This is a genomic window from Bradyrhizobium sp. CCBAU 53421, from assembly GCF_015291625.1.
In the GTDB taxonomy this organism is placed as follows: Bacteria; Pseudomonadota; Alphaproteobacteria; order Rhizobiales; family Xanthobacteraceae; genus Bradyrhizobium.
This window is the reverse complement of the sequence record NZ_CP030047.1, coordinates 2,093,446-2,113,870: the sequence shown is the minus strand read 5'-3', so window position 1 is coordinate 2,113,870 and position 20,425 is coordinate 2,093,446. Positions and strand designations below refer to the sequence as shown.

Annotated in this window: 16 protein-coding genes; all 16 read right to left on the bottom strand. The window is 65.3% G+C overall.

The window, feature by feature from the left end; all coding sequences use genetic code 11:
* The 16 genes from XH92_RS09995 to XH92_RS09920 all read right to left on the bottom strand — a co-directional run bounded on the left by XH92_RS09995 (window position 1) and on the right by XH92_RS09920 (window position 20,394).
* Complete coding sequence (locus XH92_RS09995; RefSeq protein WP_194459065.1) at window positions 1–1,140, bottom strand: ABC transporter ATP-binding protein; 1,140 nt, start codon at window positions 1,138–1,140, stop codon at window positions 1–3.
* Complete coding sequence (gene glpD, locus XH92_RS09990) at window positions 1,137–2,681, bottom strand: glycerol-3-phosphate dehydrogenase (protein ID WP_194459064.1); 1,545 nt, start codon at window positions 2,679–2,681, stop codon at window positions 1,137–1,139. The genes XH92_RS09995 and glpD overlap by 4 nt, the downstream gene beginning before the upstream one ends.
* A complete protein-coding gene (locus tag XH92_RS09985) occupies window positions 2,576–2,857 on the bottom strand; it encodes a hypothetical protein (RefSeq protein ID WP_194461721.1) in 282 nt (93 codons plus the stop codon). Before XH92_RS09985 ends, glpD begins: the two co-directional genes overlap by 106 nt.
* A gap of 123 nt (window positions 2,858–2,980) precedes the next feature.
* Window positions 2,981–3,811 (bottom strand): DeoR/GlpR family DNA-binding transcription regulator, encoded by an 831-nt coding sequence (locus tag XH92_RS09980; protein WP_194459063.1) that lies wholly within the window; start codon window positions 3,809–3,811, stop codon window positions 2,981–2,983.
* A 197-nt stretch (window positions 3,812–4,008) separates the two neighbouring features.
* The gene (locus XH92_RS09975; protein WP_194459062.1) at window positions 4,009–4,683 is read right to left on the bottom strand and encodes an HAD family phosphatase; all 675 of its coding nucleotides are present in this window, start codon (window positions 4,681–4,683) and stop codon (window positions 4,009–4,011) included.
* A gap of 82 nt (window positions 4,684–4,765) precedes the next feature.
* Window positions 4,766–4,960 carry a hypothetical protein gene (locus XH92_RS09970; protein WP_163161526.1) on the bottom strand — a complete coding sequence of 65 codons (195 nt, stop codon included), beginning with the start codon at window positions 4,958–4,960 and terminating at the stop codon, window positions 4,766–4,768.
* Window positions 4,961–5,126: 166 nt separating this feature from the next.
* Complete coding sequence (locus tag XH92_RS09965) at window positions 5,127–5,480, bottom strand: acyl-CoA thioesterase (protein ID WP_194461196.1); 354 nt, start codon at window positions 5,478–5,480, stop codon at window positions 5,127–5,129.
* A gap of 89 nt (window positions 5,481–5,569) precedes the next feature.
* Entirely contained in the window at window positions 5,570–7,666 is a 2,097-nt protein-coding gene (locus XH92_RS09960; protein WP_194459061.1) for a 3-hydroxyacyl-CoA dehydrogenase NAD-binding domain-containing protein, read from the bottom strand.
* Window positions 7,667–7,668: 2 nt separating this feature from the next.
* Complete coding sequence (locus XH92_RS09955) at window positions 7,669–8,952, bottom strand: acetyl-CoA C-acetyltransferase (RefSeq protein ID WP_194459060.1); 1,284 nt, start codon at window positions 8,950–8,952, stop codon at window positions 7,669–7,671.
* On the bottom strand, window positions 8,952–11,219 hold the full coding sequence (locus XH92_RS09950) for an acyl-CoA dehydrogenase (protein WP_194459059.1): 2,268 nt from the start codon (window positions 11,217–11,219) through the stop codon (window positions 8,952–8,954). Before XH92_RS09950 ends, XH92_RS09955 begins: the two co-directional genes overlap by 1 nt.
* Before the next feature lie 219 nt (window positions 11,220–11,438).
* Entirely contained in the window at window positions 11,439–12,683 is a 1,245-nt protein-coding gene (locus tag XH92_RS09945) for an SMP-30/gluconolactonase/LRE family protein (protein WP_194459058.1), read from the bottom strand.
* 321 nt (window positions 12,684–13,004) lie between these two features.
* Window positions 13,005–13,628: a flavin reductase family protein gene (locus XH92_RS09940; protein ID WP_194459057.1), complete on the bottom strand. Its 624-nt coding sequence runs from the start codon at window positions 13,626–13,628 to the stop codon at window positions 13,005–13,007.
* A 162-nt stretch (window positions 13,629–13,790) separates the two neighbouring features.
* Entirely contained in the window at window positions 13,791–14,399 is a 609-nt protein-coding gene (locus tag XH92_RS09935) for a TetR/AcrR family transcriptional regulator (RefSeq protein WP_194459056.1), read from the bottom strand.
* A gap of 21 nt (window positions 14,400–14,420) precedes the next feature.
* The gene (locus XH92_RS09930; protein WP_194459055.1) at window positions 14,421–17,558 is read right to left on the bottom strand and encodes an efflux RND transporter permease subunit; all 3,138 of its coding nucleotides are present in this window, start codon (window positions 17,556–17,558) and stop codon (window positions 14,421–14,423) included.
* Window positions 17,559–17,722: 164 nt separating this feature from the next.
* The gene (locus XH92_RS09925) at window positions 17,723–18,829 is read right to left on the bottom strand and encodes an efflux RND transporter periplasmic adaptor subunit (protein ID WP_194459054.1); all 1,107 of its coding nucleotides are present in this window, start codon (window positions 18,827–18,829) and stop codon (window positions 17,723–17,725) included.
* Between the two features lie 239 nt (window positions 18,830–19,068).
* Window positions 19,069–20,394, bottom strand: a complete 1,326-nt coding sequence (locus XH92_RS09920; protein WP_194459053.1) for an MFS transporter — start codon at window positions 20,392–20,394, stop codon at window positions 19,069–19,071.
* Between the last annotated feature and the right edge of the window lie 31 nt (window positions 20,395–20,425).

Here is a 20,425-nt window from a genome sequence, read left to right as displayed (position 1 = left end):
TCAATTGCTCTTGCTGGCTGACGCGCGTTCCGCAAGCGAACTGCCGTACAGTTCGCTTGCAAACGCGGTCGCGGGCGATGCGACCAGGCGGTTGGCGGCGTCGAACACAAAGATGTTGTCGGGATCGAGCGCGGCGTCGAGCACCTGCCCGGGTTCATATTCGTGCACGCCGTGCAGCACCGCGACCCAGTTGGAGCCGTGGACATGGACGTGGACGAAGCTCTCCGAGCCGGTGATCTCGGTCACCGTCACGGCGGCGGAGAATTTGTGGCGGCCGGGCGCGACGCTGCCGACCTCGAGCTGGTGCGCGCGGAAGCCGATCTTGTAGGCGCCGTCGGGCAGCTTGGCGTAGAGCCCGGCGGCGGGCGCCTGCTCGCCGCCGGCGTAGACCACCCGGTCGCCCTTCTTCTCGATGCCGATGATGTTGAGCGGCGGATCGGAGAACACCTGCGCGACCCGCAGCGTGTCGGGATGGCGGTAGACCTTCGACGTCGCGCCGGTCTGCAGCGCCTGGCCTTCCCACATGCACACCGTGTCGCCGCCGAGCAGCAGCGCCTCCGACGGCTCGGTGGTGGCATAGACGAAGATCGCACCCGATGCCTCGAAGATCCGCGGCAGCTCGGCGCGCAGCTCCTCGCGCAGCTTGTAGTCGAGGTTGGCGAGCGGCTCGTCGAGCAGCACGAGGTCGGCGCCCTTGACCAGCGCGCGCGCAATCGCCGTGCGCTGCTGCTGGCCGCCGGAGAGCTGCAGCGGTGTGCGCTTGAGGTAAGGCTCGAGCCGCAACAGGCTGGCCGCCTCGGCCACCCGCTGCTCGATCTCGGCCTTCGGCTTGCCCTGCACCCGCAGCGGCGAGGCGATGTTCTCGTACACCGTCAGCGAGGGATAGTTGATGAACTGCTGATAGACCATCGCCACCGAGCGCTGCCGCACGTCGGCGCCGGTGACGTCCTTGCCGTCGACCAGCACGCGGCCGGTGGTCGGCTTGTCGAGCCCGGCAAGCAGCCGCATGATCGAGGTCTTGCCCGACAGCGTCGGGCCGAGCAGCACGCTGAGCGTGCCACGCTCCAGCGTCAGCGAGACGTCGCGGATGGTCTGAATGCCATCCACGGTTCGCGTGACATTCTGCAGTGTAACGCTCATGCCCGTCCTCCCGCTTCGCGGAGGGGACGTTCACCGGACACGCGGTTGGCGGCCATCCACTCGTCGAGCGCGGCGATTTCACCCGCCGTCATCCGCAAGCCCAGCTTGGATCGTCGCCAGACGACATCTTCCGCAGTCCGAGCCCATTCGTTCGCCATCAGGTACCGGACTTCACTCTCCGTCAAGGTGGCGCCGAACGAGCGGCCGAGATCTTCAGCCGTTGCTGCATTGCCCAACACCTTGCCGGCGCGCGTGCCATAGGCATGCGCGAGGCGGTTGGCGTGGGACTGCGCGAGGAACGGATGGCTGCGAACCAACTCGGCGGCGAGCGCCGCGACCGCGGAGACGTCCATGTCGCCGCCGGGCAGCGGCGCCTTGCCGGTCCAGCCTTCCTGCGCCTTCGCGCCGCGCAGATAGGGCGACAGCCGCTCCAGCGCCTCTTCGGAGAGACGGCGATAGGTGGTGATCTTGCCGCCATAGATCGACAGCAACGGCGCACCGCCGGGCGTATCGAGCTCGAACACATAGTCGCGCGTCGCGGCCTTGGCCTCGCTCGCACCGTCGTCATAGAGCGGACGCACGCCGGAGTAATTCCAGACCACGTCCTCGGGCTTCACCGGCTTGGCGAGATACTCGCTGGCGGAGGCACAGAGATACTCGATCTCTTCCTGCGTCGCCTTCACCTTGGCCGGATCGCCGTCATAGTCGCGATCGGTGGTGCCGATCAGCGAGAAATCGTTCTGATAGGGGATGACGAAGATGATGCGGCCGTCGGCGTTCTGGAAGATGTAGGCGCGGTCGTGATCGTAGAGCTTGGGCACCACGATGTGCGAGCCCTGCACCAGCCGCACCTTGGCGCGCGCATTGACGCCGACACCCGACGCCAGCACCTGCTCGACCCAGGGACCGCCGGCATTGACCAGCACGCGGGCCTTGATCGTTTCGCGCGAACCGCTCGTCGTATCCTCGACCGTGACGTGCCAGATGCCGTCGACCTGCCTTGCCTCGACCGCGCGGGTGCGGGTGCGGATCTCCGCGCCGCGATCGGCGGCGTCGCGCGCGGTCAGCGCCACCAGCCGCGCGTCGTCGACGAAGCAGTCGGAATATTCAAAGCCCTTGGTGTAGCGCCCGGGGATCAGCGGCTTGCCGACCACGTCGCGGGTCAGATCAAGCGAGCGGGTCGCCGGCAGCAAATGCCGGCCGCCGATATGGTCGTAAAGGAAGAGGCCGAGCCGCAGCAGCCAGGCCGGGCGCAGGCCTGCGTGGTGCGGCAAAACGAAACGTAGCGGGCGAATGATGTGGGGCGCGATCTGCCAGAGGATCTCGCGCTCGATCAGCGCCTCGCGCACCAGACGAAACTCGTAATACTCGAGATAGCGCAGGCCGCCATGCACGAGCTTGGTCGACCAGGACGACGTCCCGCTGGCCAAATCATTCATTTCACAGAGGAAAACAGAATTACCCCGGCCCGCCGCATCGCGCGCGATGCCGCAGCCATTAACGCCGCCTCCGATGATGGCGAGGTCGTAAATTCGGTCCAAAGAACGCTTCCCCCGGCAACCGTTTTCGCTTTGACGGTTTTACTTTCGGAATTGAGTAGATCACAACAGAAAACGAAAGCAAAGTGAAAATGGGGAACTTTTGCTGGGGATTCTTTGGGCAGGATGACCGAGGTGGGGCAGGTTTCGTCCGGCACATCCGCTACCAGATCCGTCACCCTGAGGAGCGCGTAGCGTCTCGAAGGGTGCATGGCCCGAGTGTGGCCGTTCGCCCTTCGAGATGCGCGCAAATGCGCGCTCCTCAGGGTGACGGGTCAGAGCACGAATGCGTGGAGAGTCGGCTACGCGCTACGCAGCGTCGCCGGTGCAGCGTCGGTGCCGTTGTCGTCGATATCGACGGCCGGCTTGTCCATCGCGACGACCACCTCGATGCCGCGGCTGTGGCAAATGTTGGCGAGGCCCGCGGGCAGCGGCGAGTCGGTGACGAAGGTCTGGATCTGGCTCATATGGGCGATCCGCACCGGCGCGCTGCGGCGGAGCTTTGTCGCATCCGACACCAGCATCACGTTGCGCGCATTGGCGATGATGGCCTGCGCCACCTGCACCTCGCGATAGTCGAAGTCGAGCAGCGCGCCCTCCTCGTCGATCGCGGATGCGCCGATGATCGCGTAATCGACCTTGAACTGGCCGATCAGCTGCGTCGCGGTCGAGCCGACCACGGCACCGTCGGCGCGGCGCACCGTGCCGCCGGCCACCACCACCTCGATGCGCGGATGGCGATACAGCAGCATCGCGACGTTGAGGTTGTTGGTGATGACCAAGAGGTCCTCATGCGAGGTCAGCGCACTCGCGACCTCCTCGGTCGTGGTGCCGATATTGATGAACAGCGAGCAGCCGTTCGGAATCCGCGCCGCCGCGGCGGCGCCGATCGCCTTCTTCTCCTCGGCGGCGACGAAGCGGCGCGCCTCATAGGCGAGGTTCTCGACGCCCGAGGCGATGATCGCGCCGCCATGGATGCGGGTCAGCGACCGCTCGTCGCAGAGATCGTTGAGGTCCTTGCGGATGGTCTGCGCCGACACCTCGAATCGCTTGGCAAGGTCCTCGACCATGACCCGGCCGAATGCACGTGCGATGTTGAGGATTTCAGTCTGGCGGTGGGAGAGTCCGGCCACGGCGGCCCCCTTGAAACGGCGACGGTTGGAGCACGATCGATTCGGAAAACCGGATTCCAGTCTTCCTGATCACGCTCTGGCCCATGGTGCGACCGTTCGGCACCGAGGTCAACGAGCAAGCATCATCGGGGTTAAGGACTGCGTTGCAGCAAGGCCAGGCCGGTGAGTGCCGGCACGATTCCTCACCATGCCGTTGCTCACCAAGACATGGCCGATGCGACGAGGCGAATCAATTCCGGATTATCGAATGCCGCCGCGCTGGCGACGGCGCCGGCCGCGACCAGATCGGCATGGCTGAGCCCGGTTCGCATCCCGATCGTCGCGATGCCCGCCGCCGTCGCGGACTGGATGCCGGAGCGCGAATCCTCGAACGCAATCGAAGCCGAAGCCTGCGCGCCTGCAAGGCGCAGCCCCTCGAGATACGGCAATGGGTGCGGCTTGCCGTGCGCCAGTTCGTCGCCGATCACCACCGCCTTGAATCGGTGCGCGATGCCTAGTCCCGCGAGCAGCAGCTCGGCGTTCGGGCGCGGCGCATTGGTCACCGCCACCATCGGCACGCCGGCGCGATCGGCCGCCTCGAGTAGCGCCAGCAATCCCGGCACCGGCACGATCCGGCCAGCGACCAATTCGCGGAAGATCCGCTCCTTCTCGCCGAGGATGACGGCGCGGCGTTCGGCCGGCTCGCGAGCGAGGAAGCGCTCGCCGATCGACGCGTTGGAGAAGCCTTGCAGCTCACGGCCGAAGCGCGCGTGATCGAAGCTGTGTCCATGAGGACCGAGCACCCGGTTGAACGCTGCCAGATGCAGCGGATCGGTGTCGGCGAGCGTGCCGTCGATATCGAACAGCAGCGCCTTGTCTTGTGTCTGCGACATCCGAAAAACATTTCCGTGAGTTCGGATGCATCAATACAGAGTATTGCGGCGCACGCAAACGGCGCGCCGCCGGGGCTCCATATCAGGAGGCCAGCTGCAAATCTTGCCCAGTGACAAGCCGCCGCGCGGCGCGCTCGGCTTCGCGTGCATTGCGGAAGATCTGGCCTTCGAGGGCTTGGAAGCGGTGCGAGGCTGCAAAAAACGCGTAACCACCGGTATCGCGCACCACGATACCCGCGGTCTGTGAACTCACTTCGATGACGTAGCAGTCAGACATAGTCGGGCCTCAGTTTGATTCCGGCCCGACAACGGTGTCACTGCCTGTTTGTTCCTCGGTTTATTTGCGATGCGAAGCGGCGCTTTTGCAATCAAGCCGCGCTGCGGTCTCAGTTTCGACGCGTTTTCCCTCGCGTCGAATCAGCAGCGTCTGCGCGCGAGAGACGTCAGGACGAAATCGTCGCACCATCGCGCTGGATCGGTTGCGGATGGCCCTGCTCGTCGATCGAGACATAGGTGAAATTGCCGTCGGTGACGAGGATCGATTGCTGCTCGCGGCGGCGCAGCACCCAGGCTTCGAGATGCACCGTGATCGAGGTGCGGCCGACGCGCACGAGGTTGGCGTGCACCGAGACGAGATCGCCGACATACACCGCCTTGCGGAAGTTCATCGCGTCGATCGCAACCGTCACGGTGCGTGACTTCGCCACCTTCGAGGCGAACACGCCGCCGCCGACGTCCATCTGGCTGAGCAGCCAGCCGCCGAAGATATCGCCATTGGCATTGGTATCGGCCGGCATCGCCAGCGTGCGGATGCAGAGATCGCCCTGCGGCTCGTTGCCGCTGATCGGCGGCGCGTGAACATGAGTTTCGGGCGTTTGGGTGTCGGTCACTTGAAGCCCTCCCAGCCGGTATCCGGCGCAAATCGTCCGCCGAACTTGCGCATCAGCGTTTGCATGGTCGACACCACATTGTCGACGCCGCGGCTGCGCGCATAGTTGAGCGGGCCGCCGCGGAACGGGGCATAGCCGGTGCCGAAGATCATCGCGCCGTCGACCATGTCGGGGTCGTCGACGATGCCCTCGCGCAAGGCGGCGACGCAGACATTGGAGATCGGCAGCACCAGGCGGTCGATCATCTCGTCGCTCACCTTCGGGCCGGTCTCCGGCAGCGGCGTCTTCTCCGCCTTGCCGTCCTTCCAGGTGTAGAAGCCCTTGCCGGTCTTGCGGCCGAGCTCGCCCTTGGCGACCTTTTCGCGCAGCCATGCCGGCGTCGGCGGCAAGCTGTCGCCGAACTTCGAGCGCAGCATGTCGCCGACATCGAGGCAGATATCGAGGCCGACCTGGTCGGCGAGCTCGATCGGCCCCATCGGCATGCCGAACTCGACCGCGGCCGCGTCGATCAGGCGCTGGTCGGTCTTCTCGTCCAGCATCATCATCGCTTCCAGCATGTAGGGCGTCAGCGCGCGGTTGACGAGGAAGCCCGGCGAGCTCTTCACCGGCAGCGGCAGACGATCGATGGCGCCGACGAAGGCCAGCGCCTCCTTCAGCATCGCCGCATCGGTGCCGTCATGGCTGACGACCTCGACGAGCTGCAGCCGCGACACCGGGTTGAAGAAATGCAGGCCGAGCAGCCGCTCCGGCCGTGCCAGTGTGGTGCGCAGATCCTGCAGCGGGATGCTCGACGTATTGGTGGCGAGGATCGCGCCCGCCTTCATCTTCGGCTCGAGGCCGGCATAGACCTTCTGCTTGAGCTCGAGCTTTTCCGGCACCGCCTCGATAATCAGATCGGCGTTGCGGACGCCCTCGCCGTCCATGTCGGGGATCAGCCGATCGAGCGCGTCGCGCTGATCGATCTTCTTGCGCATGATCTTGCCGAACAGCTCCGCGGCGCGCTTCATCGCGCCCGCGATCGGCTCGGCCTTCATGTCGGCCAAGGTCACGCGCATGTCTTGGTTGGCGCACCAGGCGGCGATATCGCCGCCCATCGCGCCGGCGCCGATGACATGGACGTACGCAACCTTGTTGCCGCTGCCGGCGACCTTCTTCATCTGCTCGCGCAGGAAGAACACGCGGATCAAATTCTGTGCGGTCGGCGTCACCATCAGATTGGCGAAGGAGGCCTTCTCCGCATTCAGCATCGCCGAGCGGTTGCCGGCGTGCTTCTCCCAGAGATCGATCAGCGCATAGGGCGCCGGATAATGCTTGCGCGGCGCCGCCTTCTCGGCCTCGCTGCGCATCCGCGACGCAAGCAAGCCCCTGACCGGACCGAGATTGAGCAGCGAGTTGAGCACGCCGGGCCTGGCGCGCTTCAGCCGGCCGAACACGGCGTCCTTCACCGCGTTGCGGACATGGCGCTCCTGGGTGACGGCATCGACCAGGCCGAGCGATTTGGCGCGGCGCGCGTCGATCGTCTTGCCGGTCAGCATCAAGGTCATCGCCTGCATCGGGTTGACCAGCTCGGTGAAGCGCACGGTGCCGCCCAGGCCAGGATGTAGGCCGAGCATCACCTCGGGGAAGCCGAACCTGGCATCGTCGATCGCGATCCGCATCTGACAGGCCAGCGCGACCTCGAGGCCGCCGCCGAGACAGAAGCCATGGATCACGGCGACCGAGGGCACGCGCAGCGCCTCGAGCCGATCGATCACCGCATGGGCGCGGCCGATCGCGGTCTCGACCGCGCTGGGATCGCTGGCGCCGCGAAACTCGTTGACGTCGGCGCCGGCGATGAAGCCGCTCTTTTTCGCCGAGCGCACCACAAGGCCGGTCGGCCGCTGGCTCTCCAGCGCCGCGACGACGGCATCGAGCTCCTCGATCATATCGGCGGACAGCGTGTTGGCGCTGGTGCCGGCGCGGTCGAACAGCAGCCAGGCAATGCCGTCCTCGTCGCGCGTCAGCTTGAAATTCCTGTAGGGGCTGTCGGCGGCCGGCTTCGGCCCGAGCTCGAGCACGCGGCCAGAGAGAACGTCCATGATCCGTGAATCCATGATCACACCGTCTCTATCAACATCGCGCCGCCCTGCCCGCCACCGATGCATTCGGTGGCGACGCCGCGCCTGGTGCCGAGCCGCTTCATCGCATTGACCAGATGCAGCACGATGCGGTTGCCGCTGGTGCCGACGGGATGGCCGAGGCTGATCGCGCCGCCGTCGACATTGAGCTTCGCGCGGTCGATCTCGCCCGCCGCGCCGTCGAGTCCCAAGATCTCGCGGCAGAATTTGTCGTCGTTCCAGGCAGCGAGACAGCCGAGCACCTGGGTGGCAAAGGCCTCGTTCAGCTCCCAGGTCTCGACCTCCTGAAGGGTCAGCCCGTTGCGCTTGAGCAGCGCGCTCGCCGACAGCACCGGACCGAGCCCCATGATCGAGGGATCGAGCGCCGACCACTGGCTGTCCAGGATGACGGCCTTCGGCGTCAGCCCGTGCTTGGCGACGGCCATCTCGGACGCCAGGATCACCCAGGACGCGCCGTCGGTGATCTGCGAGGAATTGCCGGCGGTGACCTGGCCCCACGGGCGCTCGAACACCGGCTTCAGCTTTGCCAGCGTCTCGGGCGTCGAGTCCGGGCGGACGCCGTCGTCATGGTCGTAGAACTTGCCGTCGCGGGAGAACGCGGTCTCGACCTCACCCTTGAGAAAACCCTGCTTCTGCGCGTTGGCGAGCCGCTGATGGCTCTCGGCGGCGTAGGCGTCGGATTGCGCGCGGGTGATGCCGAAGAGATGGCCGACCTTCTCGGCGGTCTGCCCCATGTTGAGCTCGGTGATGGGATCGGTCAGCCCGCGCTCCAGCCCGATGATCGGCTTGAAGTAGCTCGGCCTCACCTTCAGGGCCGCGGCGATCTTGGCGCCCAAGCCCTTGGCGCCGGCAAAGCCGGCAAACCAGCGCACGCCGGAATTGGGCCAGACCAGCGGCGCGTGGCTCAATGCCTCGGCGCCGCCGGCGAGGATCAAATCGGAGATGCCCTCGCGGATATAACGATAGCCGGTGTCGATCGATTGCATGCCGGAGCCGCAATTGATCTGCACCGTGAAGGCGACCATCTGCTCGCCCATGCCGAGCCGGAGCGCCGCGACCCGCGCCGGGTTCATCTCGTCGGCGATCACGTTGACGCAGCCGAGGATGACCTGGTCGAACGCGGTGGGCGCGAACGGCTGCCGCGCCAGCAGCGGCCGGCCGCATTGCACGGCGAGATCGACCGGGGTGAATGGGCCAGGACCGGAGCGCGCCTTCAGGAACGGCGTCCGGCTGCCGTCGACGATAAAGACTGGTCGCGCCATCAGCTCGCCGCCCTCTGCTCACCAAGCTCCTGGAAGAACTGATGCACGTCGGCGGATTTCTTGTAAATCGGGGACAGCGCCTCTGGCGCAAAATCATCGACCTCGATGACTTTTGTGACGGCCTCATGAGCGGCGGCGAGCTTCTCGCCGTCGGCCTCGGTGATGACGCCTTTCTTCACCGCCTCCTTCCAGTCATGCAGCCGCGCCGCGCGCAGCTGCTTGGCGGCGTCCTCGGCCGCGACGACGAGGCGGAAGGCCTTTTCCAGCCGCGCGATGCCGCCATCGTCCTCGACAAAGGCGAGGTCGGGCGTCAGGCGGTCGCGTGCCACAGAGGCCGACAGCACGAGCTGTGCGCAGAGATGCACGACGCGGTCCGACGGACCCGTGACGCGTGCGCCGAACGGCTGGATCAGGAATTTCAACATCCATGCCACCGGGCGGTTCGGCAGGTTGGCAAGGATTTCGGCGAAGCGGTTCTCGATGGTCTTGAAGCCCGATGCCATGCACCATTCGAGCGCCGGAAGATCCTCCTTCTGCCGGCCCTCGTCCTGCCAGCGTTTCAACGCGGCCGAGAGCAAATACAGCTCGGAGAGGATGTCGCCGAACCGTGCGGAGAGCATCTCCTTGCGCTTCAACGCGCCGCCGAGGGTGAGCAGCGCCATGTCGGCGCACAGCGCGAACGCCGACGAATAGCGTGAGAGCTGGCGATAGAACTCGGTGGCATCGCCGGCATCCGGCGCCGGCGCGAACAGGCCGAAGCTCCAGCTGCGGCCCCAGGCGCGGAACATGGTCGCAAAGCTATGTCCGACATGCTTCCAGAATGCGGTGTCGAACGCGGTCAAGCCCTTGTCGCGATCGATCTCGCTGAGCGCGTTCATCTCCTGCAGCAGATAAGGATGCGCACGGATCGCGCCCTGCCCAAACACGATCAGATTGCGGGTCAGGATATTGGCGCCCTCGACCGTGATGCCGACCGGCACCGAGCGGTAGAGCCCGCCGAGATAGTTCTGCGGGCCGTCGATCACGGCCTTGCCGCCATGGATGTCCATGGCGTCGTCGATCGCGATCCGCATCCGCTCGGTGGCGTGCAGCTTCATGATCCCCGAGATGACGGCGGGATGATGCCCCTCGTTCAACGCGGCGCAGGTCAGCCGCCGCGCGGCGTCGAGCAGATAGGCGGTGCCGGCGATGCGCGCCAGCGGCTCCTCGATGCCCTCGAACTTGGAAATAGAGATGCCGAACTGCTCGCGGATGCGGGCATAGGCACCGGTGGTGCGCGCGGCATAGGCCGCGCCGGCGGCCGACAGCGACGGCAGCGAGATGCCGCGGCCGGCGGCAAGCGCCGTCATCAGCATCTTCCAACCTTGCCCTAACCGCTCTTGGCCGCCGATGATGTAGTCGAGCGGGATGAAGACGTCCTTGCCCCAGTTCGGGCCGTTCTGGAACACCTGCATCGCCGGCAGATGACGATGGCCGATCGAGACGCCGGGCAGATGGGTCGGGATCAGCGCAACCGTGATGCCGAGCTCGTCCTCGCTGCCGACTAGGTGATCCGGATCATAGGCCTTGAAGGCGAGGCCGAGCAGCGTCGCCACCGGCCCGAGCGTGATGTAGCGCTTGTGCCAATTGAGCTTCAGCCCGAGCACCTCGCGACCTTCGAAATTGCCTTTGCAGATGATGCCGGTGTCGATCATCGAGGCGGCGTCCGAGCCGGCCTCCGGGCTGGTCAGGCCGAAACAGGGGATGTCCTGGCCTGCGGCGAGACGCGGCAGCCATTTGTCCTGCTGCTCCTTGGTGCCGAACCGCATCAGGAGCTCGCCCGGCCCAAGCGAGTTCGGCACCATCACGGTGACGGCCGCGGTCAGCGAGCGCGAGGAGATCTTGCGCACCACTTCGGAATGCGCATAGGGCGAGAAGCCGAGGCCACCGAACTCCTTCGGGATGATCATGCCGAAGAACTTCTTCGCCTTGATGAAGGCCCAGACTTCCGGCGGCAGGTCGCGCCATTCCCAATTGATCTTCCACTCGTCGAGCATCGCGCAGAGCTCGTCGACCGGACCGTGCAGGAAGGCGTTCTCCTCGTCGGTCAATTGGGCCGGCGCGAACGCCAGCAATTTCGACCAGTCGGGATTACCGGTGAACAGGTCGGCGTCCCACCAGACGTCGCCGGCTTCCAGCGCCTCGCGCTCGGTGTCCGACATGGTCGGCAGCACGCCACGCGCCCAGGAGAAGATCGGTTTGGAAAGATAATCGCGGCGGAAGCTCATGGCGGGGTCCTCATGGATCGGCGCTGCGGTGGGATGATCCTAGCGGAAAGTGCCGTTCACGGGTGAACACCTCGCCCTGCAAATAAAGCGAAATTGACGCGGCCGAGCCGCCGTTTGTTAACGGCGGGGCGCGCGTTCAGTTCCGAAAGCTGAGCTGCGACAATCAGGTAGCGGGGGACGGCGCCGGCGGGTCATGCCGGCGCCCTGCTGCCCGCGCGCTTACGCCGGCCCGGCCCCCTGGGTCGCCAGATAGACCGCGTAGAGCGACTGGCTTGCGGCCATGAACAGGCGATTGCGCTTGGGGCCGCCGAAGGTGATGTTGCCGCAGACCTCGGGTAGCCGGATGCGGCCGAGCAGCTTGCCTTCCGGCGACCACACCGTCACGCCGTTGTAGCCGACCGCGCGGCCGGCATTGCTCGAGCACCAGACATTGCCGTTGACGTCGCAGCGGATGCCGTCCGGCCCGCACTTCACGCCGTCGATCGTGAAATCGCTGAACCGCTTGCCGTTGGAGAGCTTGTTGTCGGCGCCGACATCGAACACGAAGACGTCGCCCTTGCCGCCGGCGCCGGTGTCGCCCGGTCCCTTGCCGGTCGAGACGACATAGAGCTTCTTGTAATCCGGCGAGAAGCAGATGCCGTTCGGGTCCGGCACCTGGTCCTCGGTCACCACGAGATCGATCCGGCCCGAGGGATCGATGCGATAGCAATTGGTCGGCAGCTCGCGCTTGGCCGGCACGAAGCCCGCCGGCTGCCCGATCCGCGGATTGAGCTTGCCGGCGGAATTGCTCGGACCGCCGGCCGCGTCAGGCTCGCCTTCATAGAGCTGGCCGCCATAGGGCGGATCGGTGAACCAGTAGCTGCCGTCGGGATGCGCGGCGATGTCGTTCGGCGAGTTCAGCCGCTTGCCCTGGTAGTTGTCGGCGAGCACGGTCGCGGTGCCGTCATTCTCGTAGCGCGTCACCCGGCGGGTGAGATGCTCGCAGGACAGCTGGCGGCCCTGGAAGTCGAACGAATTGCCGTTCGAGTAGTTCGACGGCATGCGGAACACGCTGACATGGCCGTCATCCTCCGACCAGCGCATCTGCCGGTTGTTCGGGATGTCGCTCCACAGGAGATAGCGGCCCTGCGAGCTCCAGGCCGGGCCTTCCGCCCACAGCAGCCCTGTATAGAGGCGCTTGATCGAGGTGTTGGGCTGGGCAAGGTCGTTGAAGGACGGATCGACCGCGATGATGTCGGGGTCCCAGAAATAGGTGGTCGGCGCACCGCGCGGACTGAAGTCGCGCGGCGGGCTGGTGATGGTTGTCGGCGGTCCGACCGGCGCGGGCGCGTTCTGGGCCAGCGCGCTGCCGATGCCCGTTACGCCGGCGGCCGCGGAAACCGCAAGCCCCTGGACCAGCGTTCGTCGTGAAACGTCCGGATCGCGCCGCTCTTCTGTTGGATTGCTCCGCGGTTGGCGTGTCATCGCATCCTCCCACTCTGTTGGCCGGCCGTTGATCCGGCCTGGCGCGCGGGAGGTTAGACTGCTCGCTCGGAGGTTGCGAGTGACGGTTTTTCATCACTGCGGGCGGAAATTTCACATTGTCGTGGTGAGTTGTCGTCATGCGGAGCGCGCGAATGCGTCGTCCCTGACCTCGCCCCGCTTGCGGGGAGAGGTCGGAACGCATCGCCAGATGCGTTCCGGGTGAGGGGGTACACGTCTCACCGCGTACACGACTCGTGGAAGCTGCCCCTCACCCTAACCCTCTCCCCGTGAAGAACGGGGAGAGGGAGGATAGAGCAGTACTCAATCCGGCCGGATCATCTCGAACAGGTTTTCCGGCTTGATCTCGAAATAGTCCCCTCTCCGGCCGGCGCGGACGATCGGATGCGCGAGACCGGTCTGATAGACGCCGTCCTTGATGAAGGCCTTGTCGATGTGCACGGCGACCACCTCGCCGAGCGTCAGCCAGGCCTCGGCCTTCCTGCCGTCGGCGCCCTGCAGCTGGACGATCTGGCTCACCTTGCATTCGAACGACACCGGACTTTCGGCGACGCGCGGCACGTTGACGAGCTTGCCGGCGACCGGCGTCAGCCCTGCGAGCTTGAACTCGTCGACGTCGCGCGCGACATGCGCGGCGGTCGCGTTCATGTTCTTGGCGAGATCCATCGTCGTCAGATTCCAGACGAACTCGCCGGTGTCCTGGATGTTGGCGACGCTGTCCTTCCAGTTGGTGGAGGAGAAGCCGATGATCGGCGGTGTGTAGCAGAAGGCGTTGAAGAAGCTGTAGGGCGCGAGGTTGACGTTGCCGCCCGCATCACGCGAGGAGATCCAGCCGATCGGCCGCGGCGCCACGATGGCGTTGAACGGGTCGTGCTTCAGGCCGTGGCCGTTCTTCGGCTCATAGAAATGCAGGTCTTTGGCGGTCACGGAGAGCCCCTGTTGCCGTAGCCCGGATGGAGCGCAGCGCAATCCGGGACAGTGTCACACACGGAAATGACCCCGGATTACGCTGCGCTCCATCCGGGCTACCACGTCGATTTGCCTGCAATCATGCAAGAGTCAACTGACGAAAACGTCAGGCCCGGCAGCTCAATTGGCACGGGCGCGCGGCGACAGGCCGGCGATCACGAAATCGATCATCTGGTCGATGGTCGGGCCCGGCTTGTTGGCGCATTGCGCGATCATCTGCGGGTGGAAAAACCGCATCATCGCCGTGCCGGCGCACAGCGCGGCAAGCTGCAGGTCCTTGACCTCGAATTCACCCGAGGCCACGCCCTGCGCGATCACCTCACCGATCGTCTGGCCGATCAGCTCCATATGGGCGGCGCAGACCTCCCAGTCCTCCTGCATCGCGATCTCGACCATCTCGTGCAGCTTGGAATCGCCCACATAGCGCTCGGTGTTCATGCGGTTGATGGTCGTCATCATCTGGCGCAGGCGCGTCGCCGCCGGCCCTTCCGACCGCGCGATGCGCTGCGCCTCGATCTCGACCTCGCCCATCAGGCCGCGGGCCACGCTCTCGTGGATCGACTTCTTCGAATCGAAGAAGCGGTACACGTTGGCGGGGCTCATCCGCAGCTCTTTGGCGATGTCGGCGACCGTGGTCTTCTGGTAGCCGATCTGCCGGAACAAGCGCTCCGCCACCACGAGAATTCGCTCGCGGGTGTCGGTTTCGCTATGTTCCGAGATCAGTGTCATGTTGGCCTGCTCAATCTTCAATTATTCAGCGGCTTCAGCAAGCGGAAATGCGCGTTGCGCATCGCCGGCATGCTGCGGCGCAGTATTGATTTGCTCGGGGCCGCTCTCCTCGAGGGTCTTGCGGAACCAGAGGGCGTAAAGGCCCGGCAGATACAGCAAGGTCAGGAAAGTCGCAACAAACAATCCGCCCATGATGGTGATCGCCATCGGGCCCCAGAACGCCGAGCGCGACAGCGGGATCATGGCGAGGATCGCCGCGAGCGCGGTCAGCACCACCGGCCGGGCGCGCCGGACGGTGGCCTCGACGATCGCCTCCCGCCGGGTCAGGCCGGATGCCACGTCGCTCTCGATCTGATCGACCAGGATCACCGCGTTGCGCATGATCATGCCGGCAAGCGCGATCAGGCCGAGCAGCGCCACGAAGCCGAACGGCTGGTTGGCGACGTTGAGCCCGAGCGAGGCGCCGACGATCCCGAGCGGCGCGGTCAGGAACACCAGGGTCAGGCGCGAGAAGCTCTGCAGCTGAATCATCAGCAGCGTCAGCATCACCATCACCATCACCGGGAAGAGGATGAAGATCGACGCATTGCCCTTGGCGGATTCCTCGAACGCCCCGCCCGGCTCGATCCGGTAGGCCGGCTCGAGATGGGCCTGAATGTCCTTCAGCTTCGGCGCGATCTGGTTGGTGACGTCGGGCGCCTGCACGCCGTCGACGACGTCGGAGCGCACGGTGATCGCCATGTCGCGGTTGCGCCGCCACAGGATCGGCTCCTCATGCGCATATTCGATCTTGGCGATCTGCTGCAGCGGCACCGCGACGCCGTTGCGCGTGGTGATGGTGAGATCGCCGACGCGGCCGAGATCGAGCCGCTCCGACGGCACCGCACGGGCGACCACGCCGACCTTCTCGATGCCGTCGCGGATCGTCGTCACCGGCGCGCCCGAGATCAGCATCGCCAGCGCCTGCGAGACGTCCTGCGGGGTCAGGCCGAGCGCGCGCGCCCGATCCTGGTCGACGGCGAGCTTCAGATAGGGCGACTGCTCGTTCCAGTCGAGCTGGACGTCCTTGACATTCTTGTTCTGGCGCATGACCTCGCGGACCTGGTAGGCGATGTCGCGCACCTTGTTGGCATCGGGCCCGATCACGCGGAACTGGACCGGGAAGCCGACCGGCGGACCGAAGTTGAAGCGGTCGACCCGGACCCGCGCCTCGTTCAGCGCGCCGTCGGCGGCAGCCTGCTCGATCTTGGCCTTGACGCGCTCGCGCGCCTCGACGTTCTTGGCGAGGATCACGATCTCGGCAAACGCCTCGTTCGGCAGTTGCGGGTTGAGGCCGAGCCAGAAGCGCGGCGAGCCCTGGCCGACATAGGCGGTGTAGGTCTGGATATCGTCGTCGCCCTTCAAGAGCCCTTCGGCCTGCTTCACCGCCTTTTCAGTCACGTTGAAGGCGGTACCCTCGGGCAGACGGAGCTGCAGGAACAGCTCGGGCCGCTCCGACAGCGGGAAGAACTGCTGCTGGACGTGGCCGAAGCCCACGATCGCGGCGACGAACACGCCGACGGTCGCCACCACCACCTTGATGCGGTGATCGACGCACCACTGCACGACGCTACGCAAGGCCCGATACATCCGCGTCTCGTAGATCGCGTGCGGGTCGTGGTTCTGGTGCACCTTGATGTTGGGCAGCAGCTTGACGCCGATATAGGGCGTGAAGATCACCGCGACGAACCAGGAGGCGACCAGCGCGATCGCCACGATCCAGAAGATGCCGCCGGCATATTCGCCGACTGCCGAATTGGCAAAGCCGATGGGGAGGAAGCCAGCGGCTGTGACCAGCGTTCCCGTGAGCATCGGAAACGCGGTAGATTCCCAGGCAAAGGACGCCGCCTTCATGCGGTCCCAGCCCTGTTCCATTTTCACCACCATCATCTCGACCGCGATGATGGCGTCGTCGACCAGCAGGCCGAGCGCAATGATCAGCGCGCCGAGCGTGATGCGGTGCAGGTCGAGCGACATCGCGTTCATCACGATGAAGACGATGCCGAGCACCAGCGGCACCGAGAGCGCCACCACGATGCCGGTGCGCCAGCCGAGCGCGACAAAGGAGACGAACAGCACGATCGCGAGCGCCTCGACGAAGGAGTGCACGAACTCGCCGACGGCGTGCTCGACCACCTTGGGCTGGTCGGCTATCTGCTGGACATCGACGCCCTGCGGCACCGCCTTGAGGAACTCGGCGGTCGCCTTCTGGACTTCCTTGCCGAGCTCGAGGATGTTGGCGCCCTTGGCGGTGACGACGCCGATGCCGAGCGCGGGCTTGCCTTCCTGACGCACCTTGAAGCTCGGCGGATCGACATAGCCGTGGCTGACGGTTGCGATATCGCCGAGCCGGAACACGCGGCCGTTGCTCTCGACCGGCGTCTCGGCAACCGCCTTGACGCCGTCAAGCGCGCCGGTGACGCGCAGCGGCACGCGCTGCGACGAGGTCTCGACCATGCCGGCCGGGGTGACATTGTTCTGCTTGGCGAGCGAGTCGAACAGCGCCTGCGGCGTGATGCCGAGGGTGGCAAGCTTGGCGTGCGAGAACTCGACGAAGATGCGCTCGTCCTGGGTGCCATAGAGGTCGATCTTGGTGACCCCAGGCACTTTCAGCAGACGCTGGCGAAAACCTTCCGCGACCTTCTTGAGCTGCGCGTAATCGGCACCGTCGCCGGTCATCATATAGAGGATCGAATCGACGTCGGAGAACTCGTCGTTGACCACCGGTCCGAGAATGCCGGAGGGCAGCTCGCCCTGCACGTCGACCAGCTTCTTGCGGATGAGATAGAAGAGATAGGGCACGTCCTTCGGCGAGGTCGAATCCTTGAAGGAGACCTGCATCGCCGTGAAGCCCGGCTTGGAATAGGTCTGCACCTTGTCGAAGAACGGCAGCTCCTGCAGCTTTTTCTCGATCGGGTCGGCAACCTGCATCTGCATTTCCTGCGAGGTCGCGCCCGGCCACATCACCGAGACGTTCACCACCTTGACGGTGAAGAACGGATCCTCGGCACGGCCGAGCTTCTCGTAGGAGAAAAAGCCGGCGGCGCCGAGGATGATCATCAGGAACAGCACCAGCGTCGGATGGCTGACCGCCCAGGCCGAAAGGTTGAAGCGCTTCATGTCAGACTCCAATTCCCCAAACCGTTACCGCCACGGCCGTCATTGCGAGGAGCTCGCGACAAAATTGCAGAGCAATTTTGCGCTGAAGCGAACGAAGCAATCCACACTTGTCTTGCTGCGAGATGGATTGCTTCGCTTCGCTCGCAATGACGGAACAAAACCGACTAGAACGACAGCGACGACACGACCCGGACCTTCTGGCTCGGATCGAGTTTCTGCACGCCGAGAGCGACCACCTTGGCACCGTCATCGACACCGCCGGAGATCACGACGTTGCTGCTCTCATAGGCCTTCACCTTGACCGGCTTCAGCGCGATGTCGCCCTTGTCGTCGACGATGTAGAGCGAGGGATCGCCGCCCTGGCTGTACAGCGCCGACAGCGGCAGCTTTGCCACCCGCTCGCTCGCCTTGTCGGCCAGGGTCAAGGTAGCTGTCATGCCGAGCGAGACCGCCTCGTCGGCATCCGGCAGCGAGAATTTCGCGAGATAGGTGCGGGTCGCGGGATCGGCCTGCGGGGCGACCTCACGCAGCTTCGCGGCATAGCTCTTCTTGGCATCCGACCACAGCGCCACCGTGGCAACGCCCGACCTGGCACGAGCAAGAAGCGTCTCGGGGATCGCGACGACAGCTTCCTTCTCGCCAAGTCGGGCGACACGGACCGAGGCCTGGCCCGCGGCAACCACCTGGCCGGGCTCGATCATGGTCGCTGTGACGACACCCCGGGTGTCGGCCACCAGCGTTGCATAAGAGAGGGAGTTCCTGGTCAGCTCGACCGAGCGCTCGGCGCGGTTCAGCCGCGCCCGCGCCTCGTCGCCGGCCGCCTTGGCGGAATCGAGCGCCGCATCGGTGGTCCAGCCCTTGGTCTTCAGGTCCTTGGCGCGCTGCTCGGCGGCCGCGGCCTGGGCCAGCACGCCGGTGGCGGCGCGGAATTCCGCCTCCGCCTGCTCGGCCTGCAGCTTCAGGTCGACCTCGTCGAGGGTGGCCAAGGGCTGGTCGACGTCGACTGTCTGTCCGACCTCGACCAGCCGCTTGGCCACCTTGCCGGCAACCCGAAAGCCCATATCGGCTTCGATACGGGGCTTGATGGTGCCGACAAAGCTGCGCTCAGGGGTTTCAGCCTCGTAATGGACGGTCGCCACCAGAACGGGGCGCCCGGGGTCAGCGTTTTCGGCCGCCTTATCGTTGCAGCCGGTCAGCGCGAACACCGCGAAAGCCAGCGACGCTCCGGTCAAGAGCTTGTAATAGCTCGACAAAACGGAACGAACGAACATCTGAAATCTCCATCGGACTGACGACTGATGAAGAGTATCGATTTATCACTGATGAATGTCAATATTCGTCAGTGATAACCTATTCGTGAGCAGGGTGAGGTTCGGCGGCGGAAAGTTCCGAAAATGCGTAGCCCGGATGAGGCGAAGCGCAATCCGGGACCCCATCGGTGACGGTAGGGTCCCCGGATTGCGCTCCGCTCCATCCGGGCTACGGGAGCACCTGATATGTGAGAGGCGCCCTACTTCGCCCCCGCGAACTCGGTCTTGGTTTCGTGGCTGCCGAGGAAGACCAGCAGGCCGGCGGCGAGCGGCAACAGCGACAGCACCAGGAGGCCGGTCGACGTGCTGCCGGTTGTCTCCTTCACCCAGCCGATCAGATAGGGCCCGCCGAACCCGGCGAGGTTGCCGATCGAGTTGATCAGCGCGATCGCGCCGGCGGCCGCGGTGCCTGACAGCCAGGCCGTCGGCAGCGTCCAGAACACCGCGAAGGTGCAGAACACGCCGATCGCGGCAACCGTCAGCACGACCATCGTCATGATCGGATCCGAAATATAGCTGGAGACGCCGAGCGCCAGCGCGGTCAGCAGCAGCGGCGCGCCGACATGGAACACGCGCTCGCGCGTGGCGTCGGAGCGGCGCGCCCACAGGATCATCGCGACGGTGCCGAACGCATAGGGGATCGCGGTGACGAAACCGGTCTGCGCGTTGGTCAGGCCGAACGCCTTGACGATCTGCGGCAGCCAGAATTGCATGCCGTAGAGCGAGGCGACGAAACCGAAATAGATCGCGCTGAGCGCCAGCACCTTCGGCGAGGACAACGCCTGGCCGAGCGTGAAGTGCTGCGCCGCCTGCTTGGCCGCGACCTCGGCATCGAGCTTGCCCTTCAGCCACGCCTTCTGCTCGGCCGAGAGCCAATCGGCCTTCTCCGGCCGGTCGGTGAGATAGAACCAGGTGACGATGCCGAGCAGCACCGAGGGGACGCCCTCGATGACGAACAGCCACTGCCAGCCCTTCAGCCCCATCACGCCGTCGAGCCCGAGCAACAGGCCGGAGATCGGGGCGCCGATCACGGTCGAAATGGGGACCGCAAGCGCGAAGGCGGCGAGGAAGCGCGCGCGATACTCGGCCGGGTACCAATAGGTGAGATACAGGATGATGCCGGGGAAGAAGCCGGCTTCGGCGACGCCGAGGAAGAAGCGCAACGCGTAGAAGCTGTGCTCATCATAGACCGCCGCCATCAGGGCCGAGAGGATGCCCCAGCTCACCATGATGCGGGCGATCCACTTGCTGGCGCCGAACCGCTCCAGCGCCAGGTTGCTCGGCACCTCGAAGATGAAATAGCCGATGAAGAAGATGCCGGCGCCGAACGAGAACACCACCGGCGAGAACTTCAGCTCGCTGTTCATGGTCAGCGCGGCGAAGCCGAGATTGACGCGGTCGAGATAGGAGAAGAAGTAGGCCAGGATCAGGAACGGGATCAGCCGCCAGGAGATCGCGCTGATCGTGGACGTCTCGATCTCGCTGCGGGCGCCGCTGTTCGGCGCGATGGACGCGGTCTGGCTCATCTGTTTCCCCCAAAGCTATTGCTTGCCTTGA

What these genes read in the sequence shown, in the direction of transcription:
- XH92_RS09930 (WP_194459055.1), bottom strand. Translation starts at nt 17,558, where the DNA reads ATGAAGCGCTTCAACCTTTCGGCCTGGGCGGTCAGCCATCCGACGCTG.
- XH92_RS09935 (WP_194459056.1), bottom strand. Translation starts at nt 14,399, where the DNA reads ATGACACTGATCTCGGAACATAGCGAAACCGACACCCGCGAGCGAATT.
- XH92_RS09960 (WP_194459061.1), bottom strand. Translation starts at nt 7,666, where the DNA reads ATGGATTCACGGATCATGGACGTTCTCTCTGGCCGCGTGCTCGAGCTC.
- XH92_RS09920 (WP_194459053.1), bottom strand. Translation starts at nt 20,394, where the DNA reads ATGAGCCAGACCGCGTCCATCGCGCCGAACAGCGGCGCCCGCAGCGAG.
- XH92_RS09950 (WP_194459059.1), bottom strand. Translation starts at nt 11,219, where the DNA reads ATGAGCTTCCGCCGCGATTATCTTTCCAAACCGATCTTCTCCTGGGCG.
- XH92_RS09945 (WP_194459058.1), bottom strand. Translation starts at nt 12,683, where the DNA reads ATGACACGCCAACCGCGGAGCAATCCAACAGAAGAGCGGCGCGATCCG.
- XH92_RS09995 (WP_194459065.1), bottom strand. Translation starts at nt 1,140, where the DNA reads ATGAGCGTTACACTGCAGAATGTCACGCGAACCGTGGATGGCATTCAG.
- XH92_RS09975 (WP_194459062.1), bottom strand. Translation starts at nt 4,683, where the DNA reads ATGTCGCAGACACAAGACAAGGCGCTGCTGTTCGATATCGACGGCACG.
- XH92_RS09965 (WP_194461196.1), bottom strand. Translation starts at nt 5,480, where the DNA reads ATGCCGGCCGATACCAATGCCAATGGCGATATCTTCGGCGGCTGGCTG.
- XH92_RS09970 (WP_163161526.1), bottom strand. Translation starts at nt 4,960, where the DNA reads ATGTCTGACTGCTACGTCATCGAAGTGAGTTCACAGACCGCGGGTATC.
- XH92_RS09925 (WP_194459054.1), bottom strand. Translation starts at nt 18,829, where the DNA reads ATGTTCGTTCGTTCCGTTTTGTCGAGCTATTACAAGCTCTTGACCGGA.
- XH92_RS09955 (WP_194459060.1), bottom strand. Translation starts at nt 8,952, where the DNA reads ATGGCGCGACCAGTCTTTATCGTCGACGGCAGCCGGACGCCGTTCCTG.